The following is a 25,872-nucleotide window of genomic DNA, read 5'->3' on the forward strand; positions in this document are numbered from 1 at the left end:
CAGCCGCGACCCGGTACTTGACGTCATAATTGTTAGCGCTCACAATTGAATTAATCCGCGCTCATCGGACCAGCTATTTGGAGGACTTCATGGACGTCACAGTGGACGGCACAGACAACTACGTCATCGGCGTGGACTACGGAACACTTTCGGGACGGGCCGTTGTGGTCCGGGTCCGTGACGGCAAGGAACTGGGCAGCGGTGTCTTCGACTATCCGCACGCGGTGGTCACGGATGCTCTGCCGGCGGATCTAGCAGGCAATGCAGGCGACGGCGCCGCCCGGCTCCCCGGGGAATGGGCACTGCAGGTGCCCAATGACTACCGCGACGTCCTGCGCCATGCCGTCCCCGCCGCGGTTGCGGACGCCGGGATCGACCCGGCCGCCGTCGTCGGCATCGCCACTGACTTCACGGCGTGCACCATGGTGCCGGTGAAGGCGGACGGGACCCCGCTGAACGAGCTGGACGGCTTCGCCAACCGGCCGCACGCCTACGTGAAGCTGTGGCGGCACCACGCCGCGCAGCCGCAGGCGGACCGGATCAATGCGCTGGCCGCAGACCGCGGCGAAGCCTGGCTGCCGCGTTACGGGGGGCTGATTTCCTCCGAGTGGGAGTTCGCCAAGGGCCTCCAGCTCCTGGAGGAGGACCCGGAAGCCTACGCCGCCATGGACCACTGGGTGGAAGCCGCCGACTGGATCGTCTGGCAGCTTTGTGGCCAGTACGTGCGCAACGCCTGCACCGCCGGCTACAAAGGCATCTACCAGGACGGCCGGTACCCCTCCGAGGAGTTCCTCGCTGCGTTGAACCCGGACTTCAAGGACTTCGTCAGCACCAAACTCGAGCACACCATCGGCCGGCTCGGCGATGCTGCGGGCTACCTCACGGCGGAGGCCGCCGCCTGGACGGGTTTGCCTGCGGGCATCGCCGTGGCCGTGGGCAACGTGGACGCCCACGTCACGGCTCCGGCCGCTAAAGCCGTGGAGCCGGGGCAGCTGGTGGCCATCATGGGTACCTCCACCTGCCACGTCATGAACGGTTCGGAACTTCGCGAAGTGCCGGGCATGTGCGGCGTGGTGGACGGCGGCATTGTCGACGGACTCTGGGGGTACGAGGCCGGACAGTCCGGCGTGGGCGACATCTTCGGCTGGTTCACGAAGAACGGTGTCCCGCCGGAATACCACCAGGCGGCGGCCGCGGCAGGGCTCGGCATCCATGAGTACCTGACCCAACTCGCCTCCCGCCAGGCCATCGGCGAGCACGGCTTGATCGCCCTGGACTGGCACTCGGGCAACCGGTCGGTGCTGGTGGACCACGAACTCTCCGGCTTGGTGGTGGGCCAGACGCTCGCCACAAAGCCCGAGGACACCTACCGGGCACTGCTGGAGGCCACGGCCTTCGGGACCCGCACCATCGTGGACGCCTTCCGCGATTCGGGCGTGCCCGTAAAGGAATTCATCGTGGCCGGCGGGCTCCTGAAGAACAAGCTCCTTATGCAGATCTACGCCGACATCACCGGACTGCAGCTGTCCACCATCGGCTCGACCCAGGGACCGGCGCTGGGTTCCGCCATCCACGCCGCCGTCGCGGCCGGGAAGTACGCCGACATCCGCGAGGCCGCGGCGGCCATGGGCTCAGAACCCGGCGACGTCTACACGCCCATCGCGGAGAACGTTGCCGCCTATCAGGAGCTGTTCCAGGAATACCGGACACTCCACGACTACTTCGGCCGGGGCGCCAATGACGTGATGCACCGGCTTAAGGCCATCCAACGCAGGTCCGTCCGCCCCCTCGTCACCGCCGGGATTTCCGCATGAGCGCGCTGCTGGAATTGATCGCCCAACTGAGGGCCGAGGTGTGCGCCTTGCATGCCGAACTGACCCGCTATGAGCTGGTGGTGTGGACGGCAGGCAATGTTTCCGCACGCGTTCCCGGCCACGACCTGATGGTCATCAAACCGTCCGGGGTTTCCTATGACGACCTGAGTCCCGAGCTTCTGGTGGTCACGGACCTCTACGGCACTCCGGTCAGTGGCGCCAACATCGGCAGTGGCGGCACTGTCCATTGGGGCAACCCGCCGCTGTCGCCGTCGTCGGACACCGCGGCGCACGCCTACGTCTACCGGCACATGCCCGACGTCGGCGGCGTGGTGCACACGCACTCCACCTACGCCACGGCGTGGGCCGCCCGGGGCGAAGCGATCCCTTGCGTGTTGACCATGATGGGCGATGAGTTCGGCGGTTCCATCCCGGTAGGTCCGTTCGCGCTGATCGGCGACGATTCGATCGGGCAGGGCATCGTGGAGACACTGAAGAACTCCACCTCGCCCGCGGTCCTGATGCAGAACCACGGCCCGTTCACCATCGGCAAGGACGCCCGTTCCGCCGTGAAGGCTGCCGTGATGTGTGAGGAAGTGGCGCGCACCGTCCACGTCGCCCGCCAGCTCGGCGAACCCATCGCCATCGACCAGTCCCGGATCGACTCCCTCTACGCCCGCTACCAGAACGTCTACGGCCAATGACATCCGGCCGGCAGTGCCCGCCGTTCGGCCCACCCCCAAAACTTTCCCAGGAGAAACCCATGAACAACGCCAACAGCACGTCCCTCGGCCACTACGAGGTCTGGTTCCTCACCGGCAGCCAGCACCTCTACGGCGCAGACGTCCTCAAGCAGGTAGCCGCCCAATCACAGGAGATTGCCGCCGCCCTGAACGCCTCCTCCGATGTCCCCGTCAAAGTGGTCTGGAAGCCGGTCCTCACCGATTCGGACGCCATCCGCCGCACCGCACTGGAAGCGAACTCGGACGATGCCGTGATCGGCGTGACGGCGTGGATGCATACCTTCAGCCCGGCCAAGATGTGGATCCAGGGGTTGGACCTGCTGCGTAAGCCGCTCCTACACCTGCACACCCAGGCCAATGTGGAGCTGCCCTGGGCGGACATCGACTTCGACTTTATGAACCTTAACCAGGCCGCGCACGGCGACCGGGAGTTCGGCTACATCCAGTCCCGGCTGGGCATTCCCCGCAAAACCGTGGTGGGCCACGTGTCCAACCCGGAGGTCTCCCGCCAGGTGGGTGTGTGGCAGCGCGCTTCGGCAGGCTGGGCAGCCGTCCGGACCCTGAAACTGACCCGCTTCGGTGACAACATGCGCAACGTGGCCGTCACCGAAGGGGACAAAACCGAAGCGGAGCTGCGCTTCGGGGTCTCCGTGAACACCTGGTCCGTCAACGAGCTCGCCGACGCCGTGCACGGCGCCGCAGAGTCCGACGTCGACACCCTGGTTGCGGAGTACGAACGCCTGTACGAGGTGGTACCGGAGCTGAAGGCCGGGGGAGCCCGGCACGACTCGCTGCGCTACAGCGCCCGGATCGAGCTGGGCCTGCGCAGCTTCCTTGAGGCCAACGGCTCCGCCGCATTCACCACCTCCTTCGAGGACCTCGGCGAGCTGCGCCAGCTGCCCGGCATGGCCGTGCAGCGGCTTATGGCCGACGGCTACGGTTTCGGCGCCGAGGGCGACTGGAAGACCGCTATCCTGGTTCGCGCCGCCAAGGTGATGGGCTCCGGCCTCCCCGGCGGTGCCTCCCTGATGGAGGACTACACGTACCACCTTGCCCCCGGCGCCGAGAAGATCCTGGGTGCGCACATGCTGGAGGTCTGCCCGTCCCTGACCGCCACGAAACCGCGCGTCGAGATCCACCCGCTGGGCATCGGCGGCAAGGAAGACCCGGTCCGGATGGTGTTCGACACCGACGCCGGCCCCGGCGTTGTGGTGGCGCTTTCTGACATGCGGGACCGCTTCCGGCTCGTGGCGAACGCCGTCGACGTCGTGGACCTGGACGAACCGCTGCCGAACCTGCCGGTAGCCCGGGCCCTCTGGTCGCCGAAACCCGACTTCGCGACGTCCGCCGCCGCGTGGCTCACCGCAGGCGCTGCGCACCATACGGTATTGTCCACGCAGGTGGGTCTGGAGGTGTTCGAGGACTTCGCTGAGATTGCCAAGACCGAGCTCCTCACCATCGATGAAGGCACCACTATCAAGCAGTTCAAGAAGGAACTCAACTGGAACGCCGCCTACTACAAGCTGGCCGGCGGCCTGTGAACGGCCTAGAACTTCAGCTGGTCTCGGGGGACTACACCGCTGCCATTGTGCAGCGCGGTGGTGCCCTGCGGCGGCTGACCTTCCAGGGCAGGGACCTGGTGGTGCCGTTCGACGCAGATGCGCCCATCCCGGCCTATCGGGGGATCATCGCCGCGCCGTGGCCCAACCGGATCGCCGACGGCACCTACCCTTTTGCCGGCGTCGAGCACCGACTGCCGATCAACGAACCAGAGCGGGGCACGGCACTGCATGGGCTCGCCTTCGACCGTTTGTGGACCATTGAAGGCAGCGGTGCCGACGCGGTAAGCCTGTCCTGTGAGATCGCGGGGGCCCCAGGATATCCGTTCCATATACGGCTCCACGTCGACTACAGCCTGGACGACGCCGGGCTGCACACCACGGTCACGGCAAGCAATATGGGCGACGAGGCGGCCCCTTACGGGGTGTGCCCGCACCCCTATCTGCTCGCCGGACCTGCGCCGTTGGATGAGTGGACCGTTGGGATCCCCGCGGGGTCGTTCCTCGAGGTCACGCCGGACCGGCTCCTGCCGGTCGCCACCCGGACGGTGGCGGGCCATGAGTTCGACTTCCGTGCGTCACGGGCAATCGGCGGCACGCAGATCGACCACGCCTTCACAGACCTTGAGTTCGACGACGGCGGCCGCGCGCAGCTGATCGCCAGGGACCCCGGTGGAACCGGAGTGGGCATGGCCTGGGGCCGGGGCTGCCCTTGGCTGCAGATACATACCGCAGACAAGCCTGCCCCCGCGCCCAACAGGCTGGGCCTGGCGGTTGAGCCGATGACGTGTCCGCCGGACGCCTTCAACAGCGGCCAGGACCTCGTGCAGCTGGAGCCGGGCAGCAGCCACCAGGCCGGCTGGAGCATCTTCGCCGCCTGATGCCCCGTGGTTGCGGCGTTGACACACAGAAGCGGCCCACCCCGGCAGTCTGCCGGGGTGGGCCGCTTCTGTGCATGCGCAAGTCAGTTCATGCGCCGATCAGTGCGGCCAGTCGCCGGGGGCTACGTCCACATCCCCGCATTTGACCGGAACATTGACTGCAGACTCTTTGCCGTGCGGGCGCTTGGTGGTGAGGCACGAGGTTCCGCGGGCGAAGACCGGCAGCCCGGGGCTCTGCAGCTCCAGCAGGTCCATCGCCACGCCGTCCACCACGATGCGGCGCCGCGGGCTTTGGCGGCGGCCGCCGTCCATGTCCACCACCAGTACTGCTCCGGGGTACAGCTCCAGCAGCGCCCGGTTGTTGTGCATTTTCACATTCTAGGACCAAAATCCCGTGGTGTATTGCTAGTTATTTTGGGTGAACCTACTGGAAGAATGGAGTGAAGCAAGCGGGTGAGCCACATCACGCGGCAAGCGGCTAAATGCGCCGCATGGTCGCAACACCCGGTCCTGCGGATCGTGGATGAGAGTGTCACCCCGCCCTCAATCTTAGAAAAGAAGGTATAAAGCTTTGAGCACAACAACCACTGCCGGGCATCTGATTGTTGCCCAGCTTGAGCGGGCCGGTATCAAGCGGGTTTATGGGGTTCCGGGTGAGAGTTTCCTGGATGTGTTGGATGGTTTGCATGGTTCGTCCATTGAGATGGTGGTGACCCGGCATGAGGGCGGGGCGGGTTTTATGGCCCTCGCGGAGGGCCGGTTGACGGAGTTGCCCGGGGTGGCGATGGTGACCCGTGGCCCGGGTGCGGCGAACGCGTTCATCGCGATCCATACCGCGCATCAGGACGCCACCCCGATGATCCTGTTTGTGGGCCTGATTCCGGTCGCGGACCGGGGCCGGGAGTCCTTCCAGGAATTCGACATCAACGCCTGGTTCGGGAGCACCGCCAAGAAAGTAGTCACCCTCGATGACGCCGCGTCCGCGGCCCGGGTGGTCGATGACGCGATCTTCACCGCCCTCAGCGGCCGCCCCGGACCCGTGGTCATCGGCCTGCCCGAAGATGTCCTGGTCCACGCGATCGGTTCCGGGACGGTGGAGCCGCGGGTGGTGGCACGGTCCGAACCGGCCGCGGCGGACCTGGCCGCGCTGGAACAGCGCCTGGCAGCACTTGAGCTGGCCAACGGCACCAAATACGCCCTCGCCTCCAGCGTCTGGTCCAACAACCACGGCGTGGTCACCCGCGTCTCCAACGAACTGGACTTCGGCGCCGTCTGGATCAACTGCCACCAAATCATCCCCGCCGAAGCCCCCCACGGCGGCTTCAAACACTCCGGCACCGGCAAAGACCTCTCCATCTACGGCCTCGAGGACTACACCCGCATCAAATCCGTCACCACCTCACACCGCTAGGGGAACACCATGTCCACAACACCCACTTTCACCGCCCCCGACGCCGCCTTCGTTGAAGACTTCCGCGTGATGAGCCAGTTCGGCGCCACCGAAAACGGCGGCGTGGACCGCCAGGCAGCCACCATCGCGGACGGCGAGCAGCGCCGTTGGCTGACGGGGCTGCTGGAGGCCCGTGGATTCACCGTGACGTTTGACCGTGCCGGTAACCAGTGGGGCCTTTTCGAGGCCGTGCCGGGGGCCCCCTTTGTGGTGGTCGGCTCGCACATGGATTCCCAGCCGACGGCGGGCCGTTACGACGGTGCCTTCGGTGTCCTGGCCGCGGCGCATGCTGCATTCCGGCTGGTGGAAAAGTGGTCCGGCGTCGCTTCCGGGAAGCCGAAGTTCAACATCGCGGTGGTGAACTGGTTCAACGAGGAAGGTTCCCGTTTCAAGCCGTCCATGATGGGGTCCTCCGTCTACACCGGGAAGCTCGCCCTTGAAACGGCACTCGACACCACGGACAGGCAGGGAATCAGTGTCCGCGAGGCGCTGGACGGGATCGGCTGCCGGGGGGACTACGCCGGGCCCGCGGCTGCGTACTGCGCCGAAATCCACATCGAGCAGGGCCGCAGCATGGAGCGCGACGGCATCACCATCGGCCTGGTGCAGTCCAGCTGGGCGGCCAACAAGTATGAATTTGTGGTCCACGGCGAGCAGGCCCACACCGGTTCCACCGTGATCGCGGACCGCAAGGACGCCCTCCTGGGCGCCGCCATGCTCGTGGTGGCCGCCCGCGAACTCGCTGACCGTTTCCCGGGCGTGCTGCACACGTCGGTGGGTGAGTTGACCGTCTACCCCAACTCGCCGGTGGTGGTCCCGTCCCGGGTTAACCTGCTGCTGGACCTGCGCAGCGCGGACGAGTCCGTCCTGGCCGAGGCCGATGCCCTGCTCCACGAACGGATCCCTGCAATTGAACGGGCAGCCAACATCAGTGTGGAACGGAACCACTCACACTCCTGGCCGGTCACCCCATACCAGACCGAAGGCGTTGAGCTTGCAGCCAAGGTGGCCGCGGACCTGGGTCTGTCCTACAAGCAGGTCATGACGCTCGCCGGGCACGATTCGATTAACATGAAGGATCTGGTCCCCACCGTGATGCTGTTCGTCCCGAGCGTGGACGGAATCTCCCACAACGAACACGAATACACCACCGACGCGGACATCGTGGCCGGCCTCGCCATGCTCACTGAAGTGGTCAACCGTCTCTGCAACGGGGTCCTGGAGGACTAGGGAGAACAATCTAAAAGGCTAAGGTTGTGCGCCCAGGGCCCGAACTGGTCCCGTCGACTCCCGCATTACGAGCTCCATGGGGTCCAGCGTCAGCGGTTCAGCCGACGTGCTAACGCCACGAATCCGTGCGATGAGCTCTTTCATGCTCCGGGCGCCGAGCGTTTCGAGGTCCATGTGCACGGTTGAGAGGGATGGAATCAGGAACGACGATTCGGCCATGTCATCCCAGCCAAACACGCTGACTGCCCCCGGCACCGGTACGCCGTTCTCGTGCAAGGCGCGGATGACGCCGATGGCCATCTGGTCGTTCCCCGCCACAACGGCGGTTACGTCCTTCAGGCCGGCAATCTTCTTGCCGGCAGCGTAGCCGGACGCAGGGGACCAATCACCGGCGGCGATGCCCACCGACGTCAGTCCCAGTTCCGCAATGGCTTCCTCGTAGGCCGCCTTGCGGTTGCGGGCGGACGCCCAGGCGGCAGGTCCGGCAACATGGAAGAAATTCCGGTGCCCCAGCGAGGCCAAGTAGTGGACGATTTTCCCCGCGGCAGTGCCGTCGGCCAGACTCCCGCGGGCGCGCATTTTGTTGTCGTACTCGCCGGCCACCACCAACGGGACCGATGAATCGCCATCGACGGTTACCGCAGACTTGGGCCGGGGTACAAAGGACAATATCCCGGCGATGTCCTCTCCGGACAGCAGGTTGCGGAGCTGTTGCGCGCGGGCCTCAGCGGTTCCCTCCATGGCGATTACATCTACGCGGTAGCCCGCAGAATGGGCCGCCCCGGCAGCTCCATTGAGCATCCGGGCCGGAAAGTACAGGGAGGCTTCGGGAACCACCACCACAACGCGGTACAGCTCACGCGATCTTAGCGACCGCGCTGCGAGATTGGGCGTGTAGTTCAGCTCCGACAACGCCATTTCAACCCGCTCCACCGTGGCCGGCTTCAGTTTCGACTTGTCACGCAGATAGCGGGAAACAGTCTGGTGCGACACCCCGGCCAGGTCCGCCACGTCATAGATAGTGGGTGCCTTTGACCGGCCCGGTCCTACAGCTGATTGCACCATGGGGCCTCCCTTCAGATTTTTGTCCTGCGGTTGTCGCGGGAGGGATCCGGCTCCAGCCTAATCCCTCCCGCTTTGCCGCAGACGCACCCGCATCCGTGGCTCAGGCAGGTCGGCTGGACTCCCATTTCTGCAGCATCCCGCACATGCCGAAGATCCGATCGGTGCCGGCCGGTGCTGTCCGGGACACGGCCGCATCCTTGAAGTGGCTGAACCGGCCCTCGGCCAGGTCCGCCAGCCACTGCTCCGTCCGTGCCGCCTCTGGTGCGATCTTCTCGTTCCAGAGTTCGTGCCACCCGGGGACCCTGGACTGGACCAGCCGGACGGCATCGCGGTGGAACTGCTCGACGGCGTCGAAGTCGCCCGCCAGCGCGGCGTCCTTCAGCCGCTGGTAACCGGAGAACGCCGCGTCCCGCCTGGTGCGGGCAGCGTGAGCCAGCGCGTCCGGCGCCGGCGGGGACCCGGCGTCGAGCGTTGCGGCCCGGAAGTACCGCTCCGGGTCGGCAACGATGTCCGCCTCGAACGTGAGGACTGCATCGCCTGCTTCCGGCAGCCCGCCGTTCTGCATGATGGCGAGTATGTCCAGGTTGCCGGTGTTCACGATCCGGTGGATCGTTCCCGGGCCGAACCACAGGAGGTCGTTGGGGGCAAGGTCGTGGGACTCGTAGCCGGTGGACGTGACCGTTTCCACGCGCCCCGTGCCCGCCAGCACCAGGTAGGCCTCGGTGGAGGCCGTGTGCATGTGGGGCGATCCGCCGCACACGCCGTCGGCCGCCTCCCAGTCGTAGACGCCAAGCCGGGTGAGGGCCACCGCGCCGGGGAACGGTACAGTCTGCTGGGTTGCCGTCATGCGTGCGATGCCACCTTTTGTTGCCGCAGCGAACCGGCAGCGGCCGCTGCGAGGGCGTCGAGCCGCGCCTCGTCGGAGTCGCCGTCGGCGATCACCACGGCGTAACGGTTGACCATGGTGGCTCCCGCGGCGAAGGTGACCTCCTTGCTGAAGAACGGGGCGGGCCCGAAACAGGCGAAGGGCTCGGACCGGGCAAACCACTCCGGCGGGTGCTGGGCGTTAGCGGTGTCATCGGCGATCAGCACGGTGGAGAAACGGCAGCTGTCATCGTGCTGGCCCACAAACGCGAGCCACGGTCCGCGGGTGCCCCGGAGCGCTTCGCCGCTTACTCCGCCCGGGCCGGCGATCCGGCCGCCCGCGAATTCGCGGGCTCCGCGCCAGAAGAGTCCGCCGTAGCCGGCGTTCTCCCGGCCTTCGGTGGTGGGCGAGCCGATCTGGATGTCGCTGCCGGAGACGTTGGTCATCGCCGTTTCGAAGACCAGCGTCCACGAGTCGCCGTCCGGGCCCGCGCTGATCCGGATGGAGCGCGTTTCATCAACCACGTGTTTGCCGGCCTGCGTCCACCAGCTGAGCGTGTGGGCAAAACGGAACGCGCCGCCGTCGAGCCCGGCCTCCAGGACGCCTTCGTGACGCATGCTTCCGTTGTTGGGCAGCCACTTGTAGTCCTCCCCGCGGCGGTAGCTGGGGCCACCCCAGAAGTTATCGTCGCCGAAGTGGGGGAGGGACCAGGCGATGCCCTTGTGCCAGACGTGGTCCCAGGGCCGGTAGACGCTGACGGTTTCCCCGGCGGTGGTGCGCAGCGGGTGGAAGAACGGCCGCGGGGATTCGCGCTGCTCGTCGGTGGCGTCGTAGGTGTAGGTGGCGATGTCCAGGTCCCCGAGCGCTACGGTCAGGGACTGGTTGTCATCCCGCCAGGTCAGTGCTGTTGATGTGCTCATGCGTTGAGTGCTTCCTCTTGCTTCCAGGGTTCAAGGTGGCCGTCCATGCGGGTGAAAAACGGGCTGGTTTCGTCGATCTGGCCGCGGGCGATGGTGGTTCCGCTGACACTGGATGCGTAGATCGCGGCGGCCAGTTCCATGGTGGCGTAGGCGTCGGTGATGGAGACGGGGGCGGCGCCGCCCGCCTGCAGGCTGCGGATGATGGCCGTGTACTGCGCCGCGTGACCGCTGGGTTTGTCCTCACCCTGGGCCCAAAGGCCGACGACGGCGTCCTGGCCGGGCGCCGGTGTTACCGTCCAGTTGTGGTCGCTGTAGCCGTAGAGGTGGTTCAGTTCGACGGTCGCGTTTTCGTAGTCCAGCCGGAGGTAGGAGGTTTCGCGCGGCGAGATCACGGAGTTGATGATGGTGGCGATCGCGCCGGATTCGAAGCGGACCACGGCGGCTGAAGCATCCTCGGTATCGGTTTTCCGGGCGAGCTTGCCGGCGAAGGCGGTGACTTCGGACCAAGGACCCCACAGGTGCAGGAGCAGGTCGAATTGGTGGATGCCGTGGCCCATGGTGGGCCCGCCGCCTTCCACGTCCCAGAGCCCGCGCCACGGCACATCGAAGTAGGGCTGGTCGCGGAACCAGAGGGTGTTGCAGGTTCCCACAAGCTGCCGGCCGAGTGCGCCGGAGCGCTGCAGGGCGAGCAGCCGCTGGGCGCCGGACCCGAACCGATGCTGGAAGATGCAGCTGAGGGATCCCGCGGATCCTGCCTCGGCGGCTTGCAGCTGCCGCATCTGGCTCAAGGAGAGTGCCGGGGGTTTTTCGACGACGGCGTGCAGCCCGAGCGAGAGCGCCTCCAGTGCCAGCGGAAAGTGGCTGGATGGCGGGGTGCAGATGGCTATAAGATCCAGCCCGCCGCCGTCGACGGCTTCTTGGAGGTTCGCCGCTGTGCGGGTGACGCCCCACTTGGCCGCGAAGGCTTCGGCACGGGACGCGTCGACGTCGATGGCGGCGGCGAGCTCCACATCCGGCTGCTGCTGCAGCGCTTCGGCGTGGGCGTTGGCGATGCCGCCGGTGCCGAGGAAGGCGACGCGCAGGGGAGTTCCGGCGTCGTGGATTTTTTGGTCAGTCATTTTTACTTCCGGAGTGAGGAGGAGAGTTCGTCGATGAAGGGCTGCGCGGCTTTTTCGGGGGTGGTGCGCTCGAAGAGGATGTCGGAGGTGTAGCGGCTGAGGATGTCCGTGATGGTGCTTCCGCCGGCGGGCGTAATGGGCGGGGCGGGCCGGACTTCGTCGGCGATGGCGTCGGTGAAGTCGATGGCGGCCTTGTCCGTGGCGCTGAGCTTGGGCGCGATGGCCGCACGGATCTTGGTGTTGGCCGGGATGCCGCGTTCGGTGAGCATGATGTCGCCGGCGGTCTGGCTGTTAGTCAGGTAGTTCAGGAACTTTTCCGAGGCCTTCTGGTGCTTGGTGCGGGACGAGACAGACCAGAACATGGAGGGCTTGTAGTAGGCGCCGGCTTCCTTGGATGTGGATTCGCCGGGCAGGCGCAACAGCTTAAGCTCCTGACCGGCGGCCCCCGAGAATGCCGTCAGCTGCGTGCTGAACACGCCGGTAAGGCCCATCTCGTTCTTGGCGAGGGCAGTCTGGTTCAGCGAGGCCGAGGCGTTTTCAATGATGGCCGAGGGCTTGGGCCCGGCACCGGACGTGGACAGTTCCAGCGTGTGCTTCCAGAAGGAGACGAGGGTTTCGGGTTTGATGACCACCTTGCCCGCGTCGTCGTAGAGCCGGTCGCCGTTCTGCCGGGCCCAGATATAGAGGTCCTGGTCGCCGTACTGGACGCCGACGCCGGTGGTGCCTGTGCCGCTGCCGCTGATCTGTTCGCCGAGCTTCTGGTAGTCCTCCCAGCTCCAGGTGGTGTCATCGGGCATGGCCACCCCGGCCTTGGCGAGGACGCTGGGGTTGGCAGCGATGCAGAATGTGGCCACGCCGGTGACCAGCCCCACGAGCTTGCCGTCCACTTCGCCGCTCTTGAGGGTGTCCGGTTCGATGCCGGACGTGTCCAGTCCGCTGAGTTTCTTGATGTCAAGCAGGGCGCCGCGGTCACCATATTCGCGGACGTACTTCTCGTCCATCTGGATGATGTCCGGGGCATCGTTCGCGGCCACCTGGGTGGCGAGCTTGTCCCAGTAGCCGTTCCAGTCGCTGTACTCGCCCACCACCGTGATGTTGGGGTTTTCCGCCTGGAAAGCGTCGATGACCTTCTGAGTGGCTTTCTGGCGGGCGTCGCCGCCCCACCAGGTGAATCTGATGGTGACCGGGCCCGTCTCCTCCGCGGCAGGGCTGCCATCAGCGGCACAGCCTGAAAGGGCGAGGACGGAAACCGCGACGGCGGTCGAGAGCTTGAGGTAGCTCCGGCGGGTTGGGCTGTAGTTCATGGGAGTCCTTTCGTGGGCGGCGTCGTCGTCGGCGCCTGATGTTGTGGGGGCTACTTGATGCCGGTGGTGGCGATGCCCTTGACCGGGAACTTCTGGCCAAGAAGGAAAGCGACACCCGGGCGGAGTGACGGTTTCATTGCTGCCTAACTGGGACGTTTTTGCCTACTGCGGCGTGGCACAGGAACGTCCGTAATGTACGGAGGAAAACGGTGCCGACCGGGGTCCATCAGAAGATGAGGCTGCAGACCAAAGGGCTTGGTACCCAACCCAACTAAAGTGATCGATAACACAATTGTTAGTTATCGATCACTTTCTGTCAACGGGTTCTCGCATCCTGCTGCGGCCGCAGTGAAAAACGTACGCCGCGATTTTCGGCGAGGACACGACCGCGGAATGGTCCGCCGTCGTACTCGGCGCCGGGGATCCGCGCTAACCGAGGTTCCCGCAGGATCGGAACTAGACTCCCTCGGGTACGCAATTGCACTCAACGGAGAGGTGGTCCACTGTGGCCGACGCAGCCCTGACGAACACCGGAACCGAAGAACGCGGGCTCGCCCGAGTGGCCCAACGGATGGCGGCCTGGACCGAAAAATGGTTCCCGGATGCCTACATCTTTGCCCTGGCGGGAGTTGTGATCATCGCCGTCGCCGCCTTGGCTATCGGCGCTTCACCGCAGTCGATCGCCGACTCGTTCGGCAACGGCTTCTGGGATCTGACGGCGTTCACGCTTCAGATGGCCATGGTGGTCCTTACCGGCTACGTGGTGGCCACGTCGCCACCGGTTGCGAAGCTCATCAACCGGCTGGCGCTGATCCCTGCCACCGCGCGCACGGCCGTCAGCTTCGTGGCGTTGATGTCCATGTCCGTATCATTCCTGAATTGGGGTCTGAGCCTCATCTTCGGCGGCCTGCTGGCCCGGGCCATTGCCCGCCGCAAGGACCTCACTGTGGACTACCGTGCGCTTGGTGCGGCGGCGTTTATGGGCCTCGGAGCAGTCTGGGCGCTGGGACTGTCCTCGTCCGCCGCCCAGCTGCAGGCCACCGCCGCGTCGCTGCCGCCGGCCCTGCTGAAGATCACGGGCATCCTGGACTTCGGGGCCACTATCTTCACCTGGCAGTCCCTGCTCACTCTGGCCATACTGATGGCTCTCACAACCGTGATCGCGCACTTCTCCGCGCCCCAGGGCGGTGCGATCCGCACGGCGGAGGATCTCGGCGTCGACCTCGACGACGAACCCAGCGAATCGGCGCCCCGTTCACGCCCGGGCGAGTGGCTCGAATACAGCATGATCCTGCCAATCCTTGCGGGCGTCCTGACGCTGGGCTGGCTGGTCTCCCAGTTCCTGACGAAGCCGTTCCTGACCGTGGTCAGCAGCCTTAACGGCTACCTGCTGGTCTTCCTGATCCTGGGCCTGGTGCTGCACGGGACACCGCGGAAGTTCCTGCAGGCCGTCACGAAGGCTGTTCCGGCCACCGCCGGGATCCTGGTCCAGTTCCCGCTGTACGCGGCCATGGCAGCCATCCTGACCAAAGCCACCGGCCACGGCGGGATGACCATTTCCGCGCATCTGGCTGAATTCTTCTCGGACATCGGCGGTGGCGGCGCGTTCGCTGTGGTCATTGCTCTCTACACCGCCGTGCTGGGCCTGCTTGTCCCGTCCGGCGGCGGCAAGTGGCTTGTGGAGGCGCCCTATGTGATGCAGTCCGCGACCGATGTGCAGATGAACCTCGGCTGGACCGTGCAGATCTATAACATCGCCGAGGCCCTGCCCAACCTGGTCAACCCGTTCTTTATGCTGCCGCTGCTCGCGGTGCTGAGGCTCCGGGCCAGGGACCTCGTCGGCTTCACCTTCCTGCAGTTCCTGTTCCACCTGCCGGTGGTGCTGTTGCTCGTCTGGCTGCTCGGAATGACATTCCAGTTCGTCCCGCCGGTGATGCCCGCCGGGCAATAGCAGGGCAATCCGTGGACGGTACAGGAGCGCCAAAACCCCCAATAAAGGTGCAGAGCCTAGGTGGCAGTCCCCTGCAGGCGTAGTCTGTTTTCACCGGCAGCAGCCCGGTCCACCGGCCCGTGTGGATGCCCTTCCGCTGGAAGGCGGTTTTCATTAGACGAGCCCGCTCAGTAAGCCGGGGCGGGTGCCTGGCTACTTAACGCCGGCGTACGAATCGAAGTACTCAGCGCATTCGTCCACGGGAGGACTCCCATGCGTGCTCGTTCCATCACCATGCTTATTCTCGGCATTTTGTTATCGATGCTGGGTGGGGGGTTGCTCTTCGGCGGCATTGGCGCTTCGTGGGTCAACTCGCTCCAGAACGACGGCGGATACCTCACCTCTCCGAGGGAACGCTTTGCCGTGGATTCCACAGCGATAGTGTCCGCCAGGGCTGACACTATGCGAGGTGACTCCTACCCGGGACCCCTGCCCTTTGACGTGGGCAGCATCCGGTTAGGGGCAGAATCAGCCAATCCAGGCAAGGACATCTTTGTCGGCATAGCGCCCAGGAAGGATGTTGACGGCTACCTCGCCGGAGCCAACTACGCCGAATTGCGGGATGTGGAGTTCCGGCCGTTCCGCGCCGAGTACCGGGAAGTGCAGGGCACAACCCAACTGTCAGCCCCCGCCGGCCAGGACTTCTGGGTGGCTTCTACCGCCGGGAGCGGCGAACGGAACCTGGATTGGAAAATCGAGGCAGGTGACTGGTCTGTGGTGGTCATGAACGCCGATGCCAGCGCCGGAGTTTCGGCGGATCTGCAGGCAGGGTTCCGGTCGGAGCTGTTCGGCCCCGTAGCCGCGGGTCTGCTGACTGCGGGGGTGATCCTGCTGGTTCTCGGCGTGCCACTCCTGATCTTTGGAGCCCAAGGGCTGGGCAGGCACGCAGCGCCGGCGCCGCCCACCGTTGGGGTGCCTTCTGCGGTGCCAGTCTCGTATCCGGGCGCCGTAAGGCCTTCCGCATCCCAGAGCCCCGTCGGCGGGACATCAAACGTCCAGACCCCAAACGTCCAGGCTTCTGCAGGGCTGTCGCCGTACCCGGCGCGGCTTCGCGGTGAACTGGACCCGCTGCTTTCCAGATGGATGTGGCTGGTGAAGTGGTTCCTGGCCATCCCGCACTTCATTGTGCTGTTCTTCCTGTGGTTCGCGTTCGTGGTGGTAACAATCATTGCCGGGTTTGCCATCCTGTTTACGGGCCGCTATCCGCATTCCTTGTTCAACTTCAACGTGGGAGTGCTGCGTTGGGGCTGGCGGGTGGCCTTTTACACTTACGGGGCTTTGGGGACGGACAGGTATCCGCCCTTCACCCTTGCCAGGACTGACTACCCTGCTGATTTCGAGGTGGATTATCCGGAACGGCTGTCCCGTGGGCTGGTGCTGGTCAAGTGGTGGCTCTTTGCCCTGCCGCACTTCGTGATCATTGCGGCGCTGACCGGCACCAGCATGGCCCGTTGGAGCGATCCCGAGAACCCAGGCATCAGGTACGAGACCGGCACGGGATTTTCGCTGTTCAGCTTCCTGGTCCTTGTTGCAGCGGTGATACTGCTGTTCACCGGACGTTACCAGCGCCCGCTCTTCGACCTGCTCATGGGCTTCAACCGCTGGATCTACCGCGTCATCACCTACGCAGCCTTGATGCGCGATGAATATCCGCCGTTCCGCCTGGATCAGGGCGCATCAGAACTCCAGGCGCGGCAGCCACATGCCAGCGACGGCGGCATGCTGCCCGCCCCGGTCCAGCCGGCGCAACCCCTTCCGCCGGGCAGCCTGCCGCCGGGTGAGCCCCCGCCGGATGAGCCCCCGCCGCCGCCGTCGGCTCCTACAGTGCGCGATCCAGGTCAACGACCCTGATCGTCACGCGGTGGCCTTCACGGCGACGGGGGAGCAAGCGTGCGTGCGAACGTCCGGCTCAGCGCCGCTTCCGTTTGGACCGTTGCTCCTCCCCGCGCTCGGAGCTGTCACGTTCAGCGGAACGCTGCGATTTCCCTGCCACCACCACCTTCTGGTGCCACTCGCGCTGGTAGGCCCGGCGGGCGGCGGCATCCGTGCGCCGGGCCAAGGCGGCGAGCTCGCGCTGGAGCTTGCCGTAGCTGAGCCAGCGGCGTTCCTCCAACGCCCCGTCCGCCATGGCCGCCTGCACGGCGCACCCGGGCTCCTGCTGGTGGCCGCAGTCGGAGAACCGGCACCGGCTGGCCAGATCCTCGACGTCCCCGAACATCTCGGCCAGGCCTTCACCGGCGTCGAACAATCCGAACCCGCGGACGCCCGGAGTGTCCATGAGGACGGCGCCGTTCGCCAGCGGCACGAGTTCCCGGGACGTGGTGGTGTGCTTCCCTTTGAAGTCGCCGGAGCGGACCTCTCCGGTGTCCTGGACCTCGCGGCCCGCCAGCGCATTGATAAGCGTGGATTTGCCCGCGCCGGACGGACCGAGAAGGACCAGTGTGCAGTGGGGCGGCAGGTGCGCCAGCAGCGCATCGATCCCGTCGCCGTTCTCGGCTGACGTGGTGACCACGTCCACGCCCGCCGCCTGCAGGATGACCTTCCCGACGACGTCGTCCGCCAGATCTGCAAGATCGGCTTTGGTGATGATCACCAGCGGAACCGCGCCGGAATCCCAGGCGGCCACGAGTGTGCGTTCCAGGCGGTTGTGCGTGAGCGGCCGGTCCACCGGGACCACCACGCCCACCACATCCATGTTCGCGGCCAGGACCTGCGCCTCCGAGGAATCTTCAAAGGCGCGCTTCCGGCTGAGCTCAGACCGGCGCGGGAGGATCCCGGTGATCTGGCGGCCGCCCGCGCGGTTGGGTCCGATCCACACCCAATCGCCGGTGACCGGAACGCCGCCGTCGAGCGGGTACGGCAGGTGGAGAAGTTCGCGGCCGACGGCTGTGAGGACGAGGTTGCGGTCCAAGCGCACCACCCGTCCCCGCTCGTAGCGCTGGGCCGCAGGGTGGTGGGTCTGGTGTTCGGGTTGGGGTTGGTTCGCGTCAAAATACGCCGCGATGGCGGGGGAGTAGCCGTACTTTGTGGGTCCTTCGGGCCCGGGGGTCGTGCCGGAGGTTGAGCCGGGGGTTGATGGGGAGTAGCTGTCCAGGCTGGTGCCTGAGGAATTATTCAAGGTGAGTCCTCGGGAGAGGTCTCCAGACTCCGGAATCAGCGTAGTGCTGCGGCCGTTTGGCCTGTCCGTTGGTGTGTTGCGCGGCTTACGCCGTGCGGTTGCTGGAGACGGTGGTGATTGGTTTGATGTGTGCGGGGCGCGCTGGGCGCGTGGCAATAGCAGTCATCAAAACCACCTCCGTTTCTCTCCAGGTGTCCGGATGCTGTCACGGACGCTCGGCTCTGAGTCTAGCTGCCAGCGGCGACGTTGAGTAGGGCTAGATCCGCGTGCTTCCGCCACAAGGCTTCCCCGTAGCACGTGGGGCCGATCAGGTGAAAGTCCAACAGCACCATGCCGGATGGAAATGAGCGGCACTCCCGGAGCGCAAGCTTTGTCCATTCGCTGATCCTGCCGAGGAAGGGCACGCCGCCGCCGAGAATCACCGGGGAACTACGGCGATGCCCAGTTCATCCAGCACGCAATAGAGTTGGAGCAGCCCCACACTCTTCAGAGCGAGGGGATCCCGATATGACAGAAACGTACTTCCAGGTGGTGGTCCGCTACCAGGTGAAACCCGAGGAAACGGAAACGGTCCTTGGCCTGCTGGGCGAGATGGCCGCAGCCACCCGCACGGAGGAGGCCAACATTTCCTACGAATTCTTCCAGGGTGTGGAGGACCCCGCGCAGATTGTGATCCTTGAGCGCTATACGGATGCCGCCGGTTTTGCCGCCCACCGCGAATATGAGCACATCGAGCGGATCGGGGCTGGGCAGATCATCCCGCGGTTGGAGCGCAGGTCCATCCAAACTTTTGAGGTCGCGGCGGGCGCCTAGGTTCTCAGCCCTGGGCCGCAGCTACGACGCGCTCACCATTGAAGTATTCGAGGTGCCAGCCCTCGGTGGCGTGGTGGTGGGCCAGGTTCAGCACGGCGTTGTCGATCCTGTGGAGGGTGCGGCCGATGGCGCGGTTGAGGCTGACCCGGAGGAGCGTGCCGTGGGCGACCACCAGGACGCGGCGGCCGGGGAATTCACGGGCCAGTGCTTCCAGTGCCCCCAAACCCCGGGCGGCCGCGTCTTCCTCGGTCTCGGCGCCGCGGAAACCGCCGGGGATGCGCAGGGCCTCCAGCTCGGGGCCGGCCTGCAGGCCCTCGGCCTGTCCGAAGCTGCGTTCGGCGAGCGACGGAATGTGCCGGGTGACGCTCAGCCCCAACCCAGCTGCTATCACGTTGGCCGTTTCCGCGGCACGGCTAAGTGGCGAGGACACGATCGCATCCCACTCATAGTCAGAAAGGACATCAACGGCATCGCGCGCCTGGCCACGCCCCACGTGGTTCAGTGGAATGTCGGTGGCTCCCTGGAGCCGACGCTGCGCATTCCAGTCTGTCTGGCCATGGCGGATCAGGGCGAATGTCGTGAGGGTCATGCTGTCTATTCTGCCTTGACGGCGTCGCCAGCCTGGAATTCTCGCATTCACCGCAGGACGCTACCCGGGCTCAGGGTCCCGGCCAATGCTCCCGGTCGAAGCCATAGGGGTTGGGAACAGCTTTCCGGTCTGTCGCTGCCGCTGGGCCGGTCCGGTCCTCATCGTGATGAGTTGGCGGGGCGTGCCCGTCCAAAGCCTGTTGCAAGGGCACGCGGGGCGCGGTATCGTCGGGTGCATTTTCGGCCAAGGGGGGAACCTCTCAAACACAGAAGTCTTGGTCCGCTGCTTGAACCGTTACCGGCATCCTAACCCCACCAGTTCGCTGTTGGGCCTGCCTGTTAGTGCAGGAGCTGCAAGCCTCCCGCACCGACGCGGAGATTACGCGTTCAGTGCCCTGTCCTGGCTGTAGGGCGATGAGTCGCGGCGACCTGCTGATGGCTCGGCGGCCGCTTCCGTGTCAGGATCAGGTATGCCAGACCGCCTGATGCTGCTTGATACTGCGTCCCTGTACTTTCGCGCCTTCTATGGCTTGCCGGACACGATCCGCCGCACTGACGGAATACCGGTGAACGCCGTTCGCGGCCTCCTGGACATGATCGCCCGGCTTACCACGGATTACGGGGCCACACATCTGATTGCCTGCTGGGACGACGACTGGCGTCCGCAGTGGCGCGTGGATCTGATCCCGACATACAAAGCGCACCGGGTTGCCGAAGTTGTGGCGGATGCCCCCGACGTTGAGGTGGTCCCGGACGCTCTCGAAGCGCAGCTTCCGATGATCCGCCGCGTCCTTGGGCTCGCCGGCATCGCCATCGTGGGGGCTGCTGAACACGAAGCGGACGACGTCGTTGGCACCTACGCCAGCCACGCGCACCTCCCCGTCGATGTGGTCACGGGCGACCGCGATCTTTTCCAGACCGTCAACGACGACCGCCAGGTGCGGGTGATCTACACCGCGCGGGGCATGAGGAACCTCGAAGTCGTAACGGACGCCGTCGTCGTCGGGAAATATCGTGTACTGCCCGAACAATATGCCGATTACGCGACCCTTCGCGGCGACGCCTCCGACGGGCTGCCAGGCGTGGCCGGCATCGGTGAGAAGACCGCTGCGTCGCTTCTGGGCGAGTACGGCACACTGGACAACTTGCTCGCAGCAGCCGCGGACGGGGAAGGCGGGGTGTCCGGCTCCGTGCGATCCAAGCTCGCCGCGGCCGCCGACTACCTGGCAGTCGCGCCCACCGTGGTGAAAATCGTCCGCGACCTCAAGCTGCCCACCCTCGAGGAAGCGGGCGCCGAACTGCACCCTGTCGACGGCGAATCGCGCACCGAACTGGAGCGTCTTGCTGTCGAATGGAATCTTGGCGGCTCGGTCAAACGGCTGCTGGACGCGCTTGACCGGCAGTGCCCGTGATAGCTGCACACGTCCAACTAGACCGTTTGAGGGATGCTCCACTCCGGCCATGGCTCTTCGACGGGTGCCTGTCGCCAGCTCCACTCCGGCAAGGGATCGGCCGGGCGCAGATCTGAAGCAGGCGGTTCGGCGGGCAGGATGTCTTGGGGCACGTCAGGACCAAGTTCCAGGTGTCCTACTTGATTCTGGATTTGGGTTGGCCAGTGCGGTGGTTCCGAGTCCGTTTGTTCGCTGGCGTACTGACGGCCTGTCGGCGACGTCCAGCCGGGTGGCTTGTCGGTGGTCGCCCCGGCGGGTTTCCAGGCGGTTGTGTGTTTCAGCCTGTGGTGTTTGCGGCATGGCTGGCCGAGGTTGCTGATGCCGGTGGTGCCGCCGTCGGCCCAGGACAGTAGGTGGTCGGCTTCATTGTCCAGGGACTGGTTGGCGCAGCCGGGGAACGGGCATTTCCCGTCCCGCAATCTAAGCCATTGGCGCATCGTGACGGGGATCCGGTAGCTGGTCCGCCCAATCTCCAGCGGTGCCCCGTCGCGGGGATCAGTCAAGACCCGGTGGAACGAGTTGGAACTTTCGGCCATGAGCCGGCTGGCGACGGATGCCGGGATGGGCCCGTATCCGTCGAGCATGGCGGGTTCGTCGGTGAGGCCCATGAGGGCGAACACCGGCACGGTCACGAGGACCTGCGCGGACGGTGAGGGCACGTGCTCGGCGGTACCGCCCAGGAGCCAGGCCGCGGCGTTGTCGGCGCGGAGTTGGCTCAGCGTCCGGTCCTCATCGGGGCCTTGGAGGGCCCGCGCTGCGGTGGTGGTGCGATCCCAGATCCCGGCGGCCTGGTCCGCGGGCAGGTACGCGCTCAGCCAGGCCATGCCGTCCCGGTCCGGGGCGAACTCCACCCGGCGATCCGCAATGCTGCGAGTGTGGCGGGTTTCGATGCTGTCCGGGTGGTGGCGTTCGCGCCAGGTCCGGGCTTTGGCGCGGAACCGTGACGGGATCATCTCCCCGGCCGGGCAGCCCCGTGCCGGGTTCGGTGCGTCGGGATCCAGGAAGTGCGCCTCCAACGCCGCCGCACCGGTGGGATCCAGATTGACCGTTTCGTCGACAACGATCCGGGCATGCTGCCACGAAATGTTCCCGGCCTGCGGGGCGGCCAGCGTCAGCGGCAGGGTGGTGGTCAGTTCGTGGGCCTCGGACAGGAGCGCACCGGCCGTCCGCTCGCTGACCGCCAGGACGCACGCGACCTCAGCGACTACCGCCATCTCCTGAGCGATGAGGCCCTGCGGCAGCGCGTTCGGGGAGGCCATCGTCCGGGCCGTGTCGGCGAACCCGGCTGCGGCGTGGACCACCAGGGCCGCCGTGGCAGCCTGCAGCCGGGCAGCCTCCGCGAGGGTGTCCAGCCAGCCGTCAGCCTGATGCCGCAGCGGATCCGGATCCCCTTCACCGGTGAAGCCTGCGCCAGGGGTCACCTCACCAAGCGCAGCGACAGAAGCCTTGATGGCCTCCAACGCCTCCACCGCTGATGTCCTTTTCATACTCACATCATCTTGCGAGGCACTGACATTTAGGGTCCCCGCGGGCCTGTTCCGGGAAATACTCCGGGAAAGTTCTTTCGGCTGCTGGCGGTCAGTGGTGCCACCCCCGCGGGCCAGCGACACAAAAGGCTATGGGCCCGGCAACGGCTGTGGCCATCGCGGTCAGGCCGACGCCCAGGACCACAAGCACCGGCCGCGACGGCTCTACCCGGACCCCCGGCGCCCGCGCCGTGTCGTCACCCATCTCCAGCATGCCCAGGCGCCGGCTCATGGGCAGCAGGACTGCCACCAGCGCGAGCGTGCAGGCCGCCACCGGCCCCACCTGTTCCCACGACAGCCGGTTCAGGGTTCCGGCACCCCAGACTGCCGCGCTCATGGCCTCCATCAGGTCCGCCTTGAGGATCAGCCAGGTGTGGACCGAAGCCAGCATTGCCGACAGCGCAATGCCGGCGTCGATCAGCCGGAACCCCTGGATCCCCTTCTTATAGGCCAGCACATAGACGATCAGCGCGGTGAGAAGCCATGCTGTGGCGGGCCTGGAGCGGCGCCACGATCTGACGCGCGGGCTGCTCAGTCAGGGCTCTGCAGGAACCGGCCGTTCCTGATCCGCGACGGGCCAAAGGCCACGGTGAGCGGGGCAATGGTCCGCGGTCCGCGTTCCCGCGACAGTGGACGGCCGACGGCCACATGGGGCACCCAGTGCGGGTACCGGTAGCCCAGGGCGGGTGAGCCGAGGATGAAGTCGTCCACATTGTCCACGAGGAGCCGGTCCAGCAGATCATGCAGGCCCTGCACCAGGGACACCTGATAGTCGTGCACCCGCCGGGGAACGTCCACTTCGAGTCCGGAGATGCCTCCGCCGCCGAGCACAATCAGTTGTTCCGAGGTGCCCGTAAACCCGTCCAGCACGGGCAGCCCCTGCAACCAGCCCGTTGTGTGCCGGACGGCCTCACGGACCGGGGTGATCCCCTTCGTCCAGTCCGCCACGTCCTGCGCAAAATCCGCCAGGATGCCGATATGCAGCAGCGTCAGGTGCAGCCCCTGCTGCCTGCGCAGGGCGTTGACATAACTGCCCAGGCCCTCATAGTCAGACGGTGCTGATCCCACAGCCAGGACCGGAACCTCCACGGTGATGCGCGGCAACGGCTGCACCGGGACCTCCTCACAATGGCACTTTGGGCGCTGGCTGCAATTATCCACCGCAGCGGCCGCACCGTCCCGGTGGTTGCTCTTGCCCTTGCGCCCGCCAGGGTGTCGAATCAAAGAACACGATTCGGCCCGGTGCATGGCAAAGATGCCAGGAGGTTCCCATGTCAGTGAGAGGCGCAAAGGACACAGCGCGGACACCGGGGCGTGGGGGGCCGGAAGTGCGCCGGGCTGATGCTTCCAACGGCATCGTGGCAGCGGATTCCACGCAGGTGCGCAACGTGGCGCTCGTGGGGCATTCGGGCGCCGGGAAAACCCTGCTGGTCGAAGCATTGTTGGCCGCACACGGCATGATCACACGCAAAGGCTCCATCGCGGATGGCACCACCGTCAGTGACTCCGACCCATCAGCAGTGCGGCAGCAGCGGTCGGTCACACTGTCCCTGGTCCCGTTGCTCATCAACGGCATTAAAGTGAACCTGCTGGATACGCCGGGGTATCCAGACTTTATCGGCGAACTTCGGGCGGGGCTGCGGGCTGCGGACTCCGCCCTCTTAGTTGTCTCCGCCGTGGACGGCATCGATGCCACCACTACGGCGCTCTGGGGCGAATGCGAACGCCTCGGCACTCCCCGGGCCGTGGTCATCTCCCGCCTGGACCACCCCCGGGCAGATTACGACGGCGTCCTGGCCGCCTGCCAGCAGGCGTTCGGCGACTCCGTGCTGCCGCTGTACGTCCCGGTCCGGTCCGGCGGCGAAACCACCGGGCTGCTGGGATTGCTGACGGGCACAGTTTCGGACTACTCCGCCGGGCAGGCAGACGCCGGCTCCCGGGACGCCGATCCCGGCGAGCGCGCTGATTCCGAGGTAGCCCGAGGCCGGCTCATCGAGGGGATCATCGCCGAGAGCGAGGACGAGACCTTGATGGACCGCTATCTGGGTGGTGAGGACATCGACACCGATGTCCTCATCGTGGACCTGGAAACCGCCGTCGCCCGTGGTTCCTTCTTCCCGGTCCTGCCCACCTCAGCTATCACCGGACTCGGCACGGCGGAATTGCTGGAAGTACTGACCAAGGGCTTCCCGTCTCCGGTGGAGGTTGGCCTCCCTGCGGCGACTGACCTGGCGGGCGCTCCCACGGCGGCCTTAGCCTGTGACCCGGAGGGGCCACTGGCGGCTGAGGTGGTCCGCACCACCATTGATCCGTTCCTGGGCAGGGTCTGCCTGACACGGGTCTTTTCCGGCACGTTGCGTGCTGACACGCCCGTGCACGTCGGCGGGCACGGGCTCGCGGACCGCGGCCATCAGGACCATGATGCCGACGAGCGCCTCACCCACCTGTATTCGCCGCTGGGCCCCACCCTGCGTCCTGTGTCGCAGTGTGTGGCGGGCGACATCTGCGCGGTGGCAAAACTGGGGGGCGCCGAAACCGGGGACACGATCTCGGCCAAGGACCGGCCGCTGCTGCTGGCCACCTGGGAGATGCCGGAGCCGCTGATGCCGGTGGCGGTCGAAGCGGACTCGCGCAGTGACGAGGATGCGCTGGCACGGAGCCTGGCGAAGGTGGCCGCCGGCGATCCCACCCTGAGTGTGGAGCGGAACCCGGAAACACACCAGCTGATTCTCTGGTGCATGGGGGAGGCCCATGCCGAGGTGGTGCTGGACAGGCTGCGCGACCAGGGCGTCAAGCTGCACACCGTTGGCGTGGTGACACCGCTACGGGAAACGTTCGCCGCCCCGGCAACGGGCCACGGCCGGCACGTTAAACAGTCCGGCGGACACGGGCAGTATGCCGTCTGCGACATCGACGTGGAGCCGCTGGACCGTGGCGGCGGGTTCGAATTCGTCGACAAAACGGTGGGCGGGGTGATCCCCGGAACGTTTATCTCCTCCGTGGAGAAGGGGGTGCGGGCGCAGATGCAGAAAGGGCTGGCCGCCGGATTCCCCGTGGTGGACCTGCGCGTCACCCTGGTGGGCGGCAAAGCCCACAGCGTTGACTCGTCCGACGCCGCGTTCCAGGCTGCCGGCGCACTGGCGCTCCGGGAGGCGGCCGCGGCCGGTCGCATCCAGCTGCTTGAGCCGGTTTCCTCGGTCAGCATCACCGTGTCCGAGGCGCACGTGGGTGCTGTGATGAGTGACCTCTCAGCACGCCGCGGCAGGCTCACCGGTACGGCCACCTCGGGTAGCGAGCTGACTGAAATCAGCGCCGAAGTACCGGACCAGGAACTGCTGAAATACGCCGTGGAGCTCCGTGCGCTGACTGCCGGGACCGGCCGGTTCCGGCGCCGCTACCTCCGGCATGACCCGGTTCCCAACGGCTCATGAACGCTA

At 66.1% G+C, this 25,872-nt stretch carries 22 protein-coding genes; 11 read left to right on the forward strand and 11 right to left on the reverse strand.

Features of this window, described 5'->3' with window-relative positions; all coding sequences use genetic code 11:
- Nucleotides 1-89 precede the first annotated feature (89 nt).
- From araB to ACZY1F_RS08035, 4 genes are read left to right on the forward strand one after another with little or no spacing between them, the layout of a single operon-like run.
- A complete protein-coding gene (araB, locus tag ACZY1F_RS08020; protein WP_463941233.1) occupies nucleotides 90-1,814 on the forward strand; it encodes a ribulokinase in 1,725 nt (574 codons plus the stop codon).
- Complete coding sequence (locus ACZY1F_RS08025) at nucleotides 1,811-2,518, forward strand: L-ribulose-5-phosphate 4-epimerase (RefSeq protein WP_463941234.1); 708 nt, start codon at nucleotides 1,811-1,813, stop codon at nucleotides 2,516-2,518. Before araB ends, ACZY1F_RS08025 begins: the two co-directional genes overlap by 4 nt.
- Nucleotides 2,519-2,577: 59 nt before the next feature.
- Nucleotides 2,578-4,098, forward strand: coding sequence for an L-arabinose isomerase (gene araA, locus ACZY1F_RS08030; RefSeq protein WP_463941235.1), 1,521 nt, complete (start codon nucleotides 2,578-2,580; stop codon nucleotides 4,096-4,098).
- Complete coding sequence (locus ACZY1F_RS08035) at nucleotides 4,095-4,997, forward strand: aldose 1-epimerase family protein (RefSeq protein ID WP_463941236.1); 903 nt, start codon at nucleotides 4,095-4,097, stop codon at nucleotides 4,995-4,997. Before araA ends, ACZY1F_RS08035 begins: the two co-directional genes overlap by 4 nt.
- Nucleotides 4,998-5,096: 99 nt before the next feature.
- On the opposite strand, the gene ACZY1F_RS08040 is transcribed toward ACZY1F_RS08035, so the two are convergent.
- Nucleotides 5,097-5,366 carry an RraA family protein gene (locus ACZY1F_RS08040; RefSeq protein WP_463941237.1) on the reverse strand — a complete coding sequence of 90 codons (270 nt, stop codon included), beginning with the start codon at nucleotides 5,364-5,366 and terminating at the stop codon, nucleotides 5,097-5,099.
- Between the two features lie 202 nt (nucleotides 5,367-5,568).
- Here ACZY1F_RS08040 and ACZY1F_RS08045 point away from each other — a divergent pair, with 202 nt between their 5' ends.
- Complete coding sequence (locus ACZY1F_RS08045; RefSeq protein WP_463941238.1) at nucleotides 5,569-6,408, forward strand: aldehyde dehydrogenase family protein; 840 nt, start codon at nucleotides 5,569-5,571, stop codon at nucleotides 6,406-6,408.
- A 9-nt stretch (nucleotides 6,409-6,417) separates the two neighbouring features.
- Nucleotides 6,418-7,677: a M20 family metallo-hydrolase gene (locus tag ACZY1F_RS08050; protein WP_463941239.1), complete on the forward strand. Its 1,260-nt coding sequence runs from the start codon at nucleotides 6,418-6,420 to the stop codon at nucleotides 7,675-7,677.
- An 18-nt stretch (nucleotides 7,678-7,695) separates the two neighbouring features.
- On the opposite strand, the gene ACZY1F_RS08055 is transcribed toward ACZY1F_RS08050, so the two are convergent.
- The 5 genes from ACZY1F_RS08055 to ACZY1F_RS08075 all read right to left on the reverse strand — a co-directional run bounded on the left by ACZY1F_RS08055 (nucleotide 7,696) and on the right by ACZY1F_RS08075 (nucleotide 12,949).
- Entirely contained in the window at nucleotides 7,696-8,742 is a 1,047-nt protein-coding gene (locus tag ACZY1F_RS08055; RefSeq protein ID WP_463941240.1) for a LacI family DNA-binding transcriptional regulator, read from the reverse strand.
- Nucleotides 8,743-8,842: 100 nt separating this feature from the next.
- Entirely contained in the window at nucleotides 8,843-9,589 is a 747-nt protein-coding gene (locus ACZY1F_RS08060) for a cupin domain-containing protein (RefSeq protein WP_463941241.1), read from the reverse strand.
- A complete protein-coding gene (locus ACZY1F_RS08065) occupies nucleotides 9,586-10,527 on the reverse strand; it encodes a DUF6807 domain-containing protein (RefSeq protein ID WP_463941242.1) in 942 nt (313 codons plus the stop codon). The genes ACZY1F_RS08060 and ACZY1F_RS08065 overlap by 4 nt, the downstream gene beginning before the upstream one ends.
- The gene (locus ACZY1F_RS08070) at nucleotides 10,524-11,645 is read right to left on the reverse strand and encodes a Gfo/Idh/MocA family protein (protein WP_463941243.1); all 1,122 of its coding nucleotides are present in this window, start codon (nucleotides 11,643-11,645) and stop codon (nucleotides 10,524-10,526) included. Before ACZY1F_RS08070 ends, ACZY1F_RS08065 begins: the two co-directional genes overlap by 4 nt.
- A gap of 2 nt (nucleotides 11,646-11,647) precedes the next feature.
- A complete protein-coding gene (locus ACZY1F_RS08075) occupies nucleotides 11,648-12,949 on the reverse strand; it encodes an ABC transporter substrate-binding protein (RefSeq protein WP_463941244.1) in 1,302 nt (433 codons plus the stop codon).
- 505 nt (nucleotides 12,950-13,454) lie between these two features.
- Between ACZY1F_RS08075 and ACZY1F_RS08080 the strand changes: the two genes are divergently transcribed.
- Both ACZY1F_RS08080 and ACZY1F_RS08085 read left to right on the forward strand, forming a co-directional pair.
- Nucleotides 13,455-14,900, forward strand: coding sequence for a short-chain fatty acid transporter (locus ACZY1F_RS08080; RefSeq protein ID WP_463941245.1), 1,446 nt, complete (start codon nucleotides 13,455-13,457; stop codon nucleotides 14,898-14,900).
- Nucleotides 14,901-15,152: 252 nt separating this feature from the next.
- Nucleotides 15,153-16,790: a DUF4389 domain-containing protein gene (locus ACZY1F_RS08085; RefSeq protein ID WP_463941246.1), complete on the forward strand. Its 1,638-nt coding sequence runs from the start codon at nucleotides 15,153-15,155 to the stop codon at nucleotides 16,788-16,790.
- 58 nt (nucleotides 16,791-16,848) lie between these two features.
- On the opposite strand, the gene rsgA is transcribed toward ACZY1F_RS08085, so the two are convergent.
- On the reverse strand, nucleotides 16,849-18,057 hold the full coding sequence (gene rsgA, locus ACZY1F_RS08090) for a ribosome small subunit-dependent GTPase A (protein ID WP_463941247.1): 1,209 nt from the start codon (nucleotides 18,055-18,057) through the stop codon (nucleotides 16,849-16,851).
- A gap of 507 nt (nucleotides 18,058-18,564) precedes the next feature.
- Between rsgA and ACZY1F_RS08095 the strand changes: the two genes are divergently transcribed.
- Nucleotides 18,565-18,870 carry a putative quinol monooxygenase gene (locus ACZY1F_RS08095; RefSeq protein ID WP_463941248.1) on the forward strand — a complete coding sequence of 102 codons (306 nt, stop codon included), beginning with the start codon at nucleotides 18,565-18,567 and terminating at the stop codon, nucleotides 18,868-18,870.
- Nucleotides 18,871-18,874: 4 nt separating this feature from the next.
- On the opposite strand, the gene ACZY1F_RS08100 is transcribed toward ACZY1F_RS08095, so the two are convergent.
- Nucleotides 18,875-19,459, reverse strand: a complete 585-nt coding sequence (locus tag ACZY1F_RS08100; protein WP_463941249.1) for a histidine phosphatase family protein — start codon at nucleotides 19,457-19,459, stop codon at nucleotides 18,875-18,877.
- A 469-nt stretch (nucleotides 19,460-19,928) separates the two neighbouring features.
- Here ACZY1F_RS08100 and ACZY1F_RS08105 point away from each other — a divergent pair, with 469 nt between their 5' ends.
- Complete coding sequence (locus tag ACZY1F_RS08105) at nucleotides 19,929-20,870, forward strand: 5'-3' exonuclease (RefSeq protein ID WP_463941250.1); 942 nt, start codon at nucleotides 19,929-19,931, stop codon at nucleotides 20,868-20,870.
- A gap of 17 nt (nucleotides 20,871-20,887) precedes the next feature.
- Here ACZY1F_RS08105 and ACZY1F_RS08110 read toward each other — a convergent pair whose 3' ends face one another.
- The 3 genes from ACZY1F_RS08110 to ACZY1F_RS08120 all read right to left on the reverse strand — a co-directional run bounded on the left by ACZY1F_RS08110 (nucleotide 20,888) and on the right by ACZY1F_RS08120 (nucleotide 23,548).
- Nucleotides 20,888-22,396: an HNH endonuclease signature motif containing protein gene (locus ACZY1F_RS08110; RefSeq protein ID WP_463941251.1), complete on the reverse strand. Its 1,509-nt coding sequence runs from the start codon at nucleotides 22,394-22,396 to the stop codon at nucleotides 20,888-20,890.
- Nucleotides 22,397-22,487: 91 nt separating this feature from the next.
- Nucleotides 22,488-22,970, reverse strand: coding sequence for an iron chelate uptake ABC transporter family permease subunit (locus tag ACZY1F_RS08115; RefSeq protein ID WP_463941557.1), 483 nt, complete (start codon nucleotides 22,968-22,970; stop codon nucleotides 22,488-22,490).
- Nucleotides 22,967-23,548: a hypothetical protein gene (locus tag ACZY1F_RS08120; RefSeq protein ID WP_463941252.1), complete on the reverse strand. Its 582-nt coding sequence runs from the start codon at nucleotides 23,546-23,548 to the stop codon at nucleotides 22,967-22,969. The genes ACZY1F_RS08115 and ACZY1F_RS08120 overlap by 4 nt, the downstream gene beginning before the upstream one ends.
- Before the next feature lie 158 nt (nucleotides 23,549-23,706).
- On the opposite strand from ACZY1F_RS08120, the gene ACZY1F_RS08125 reads away from it, so the two are divergent.
- The gene (locus tag ACZY1F_RS08125) at nucleotides 23,707-25,866 is read left to right on the forward strand and encodes an elongation factor G-like protein EF-G2 (protein WP_463941253.1); all 2,160 of its coding nucleotides are present in this window, start codon (nucleotides 23,707-23,709) and stop codon (nucleotides 25,864-25,866) included.
- The last annotated feature ends 6 nt before the right edge of the window (nucleotides 25,867-25,872 follow it).

The sequence above is a fragment of the Pseudarthrobacter xylosi genome (assembly GCF_055412765.1).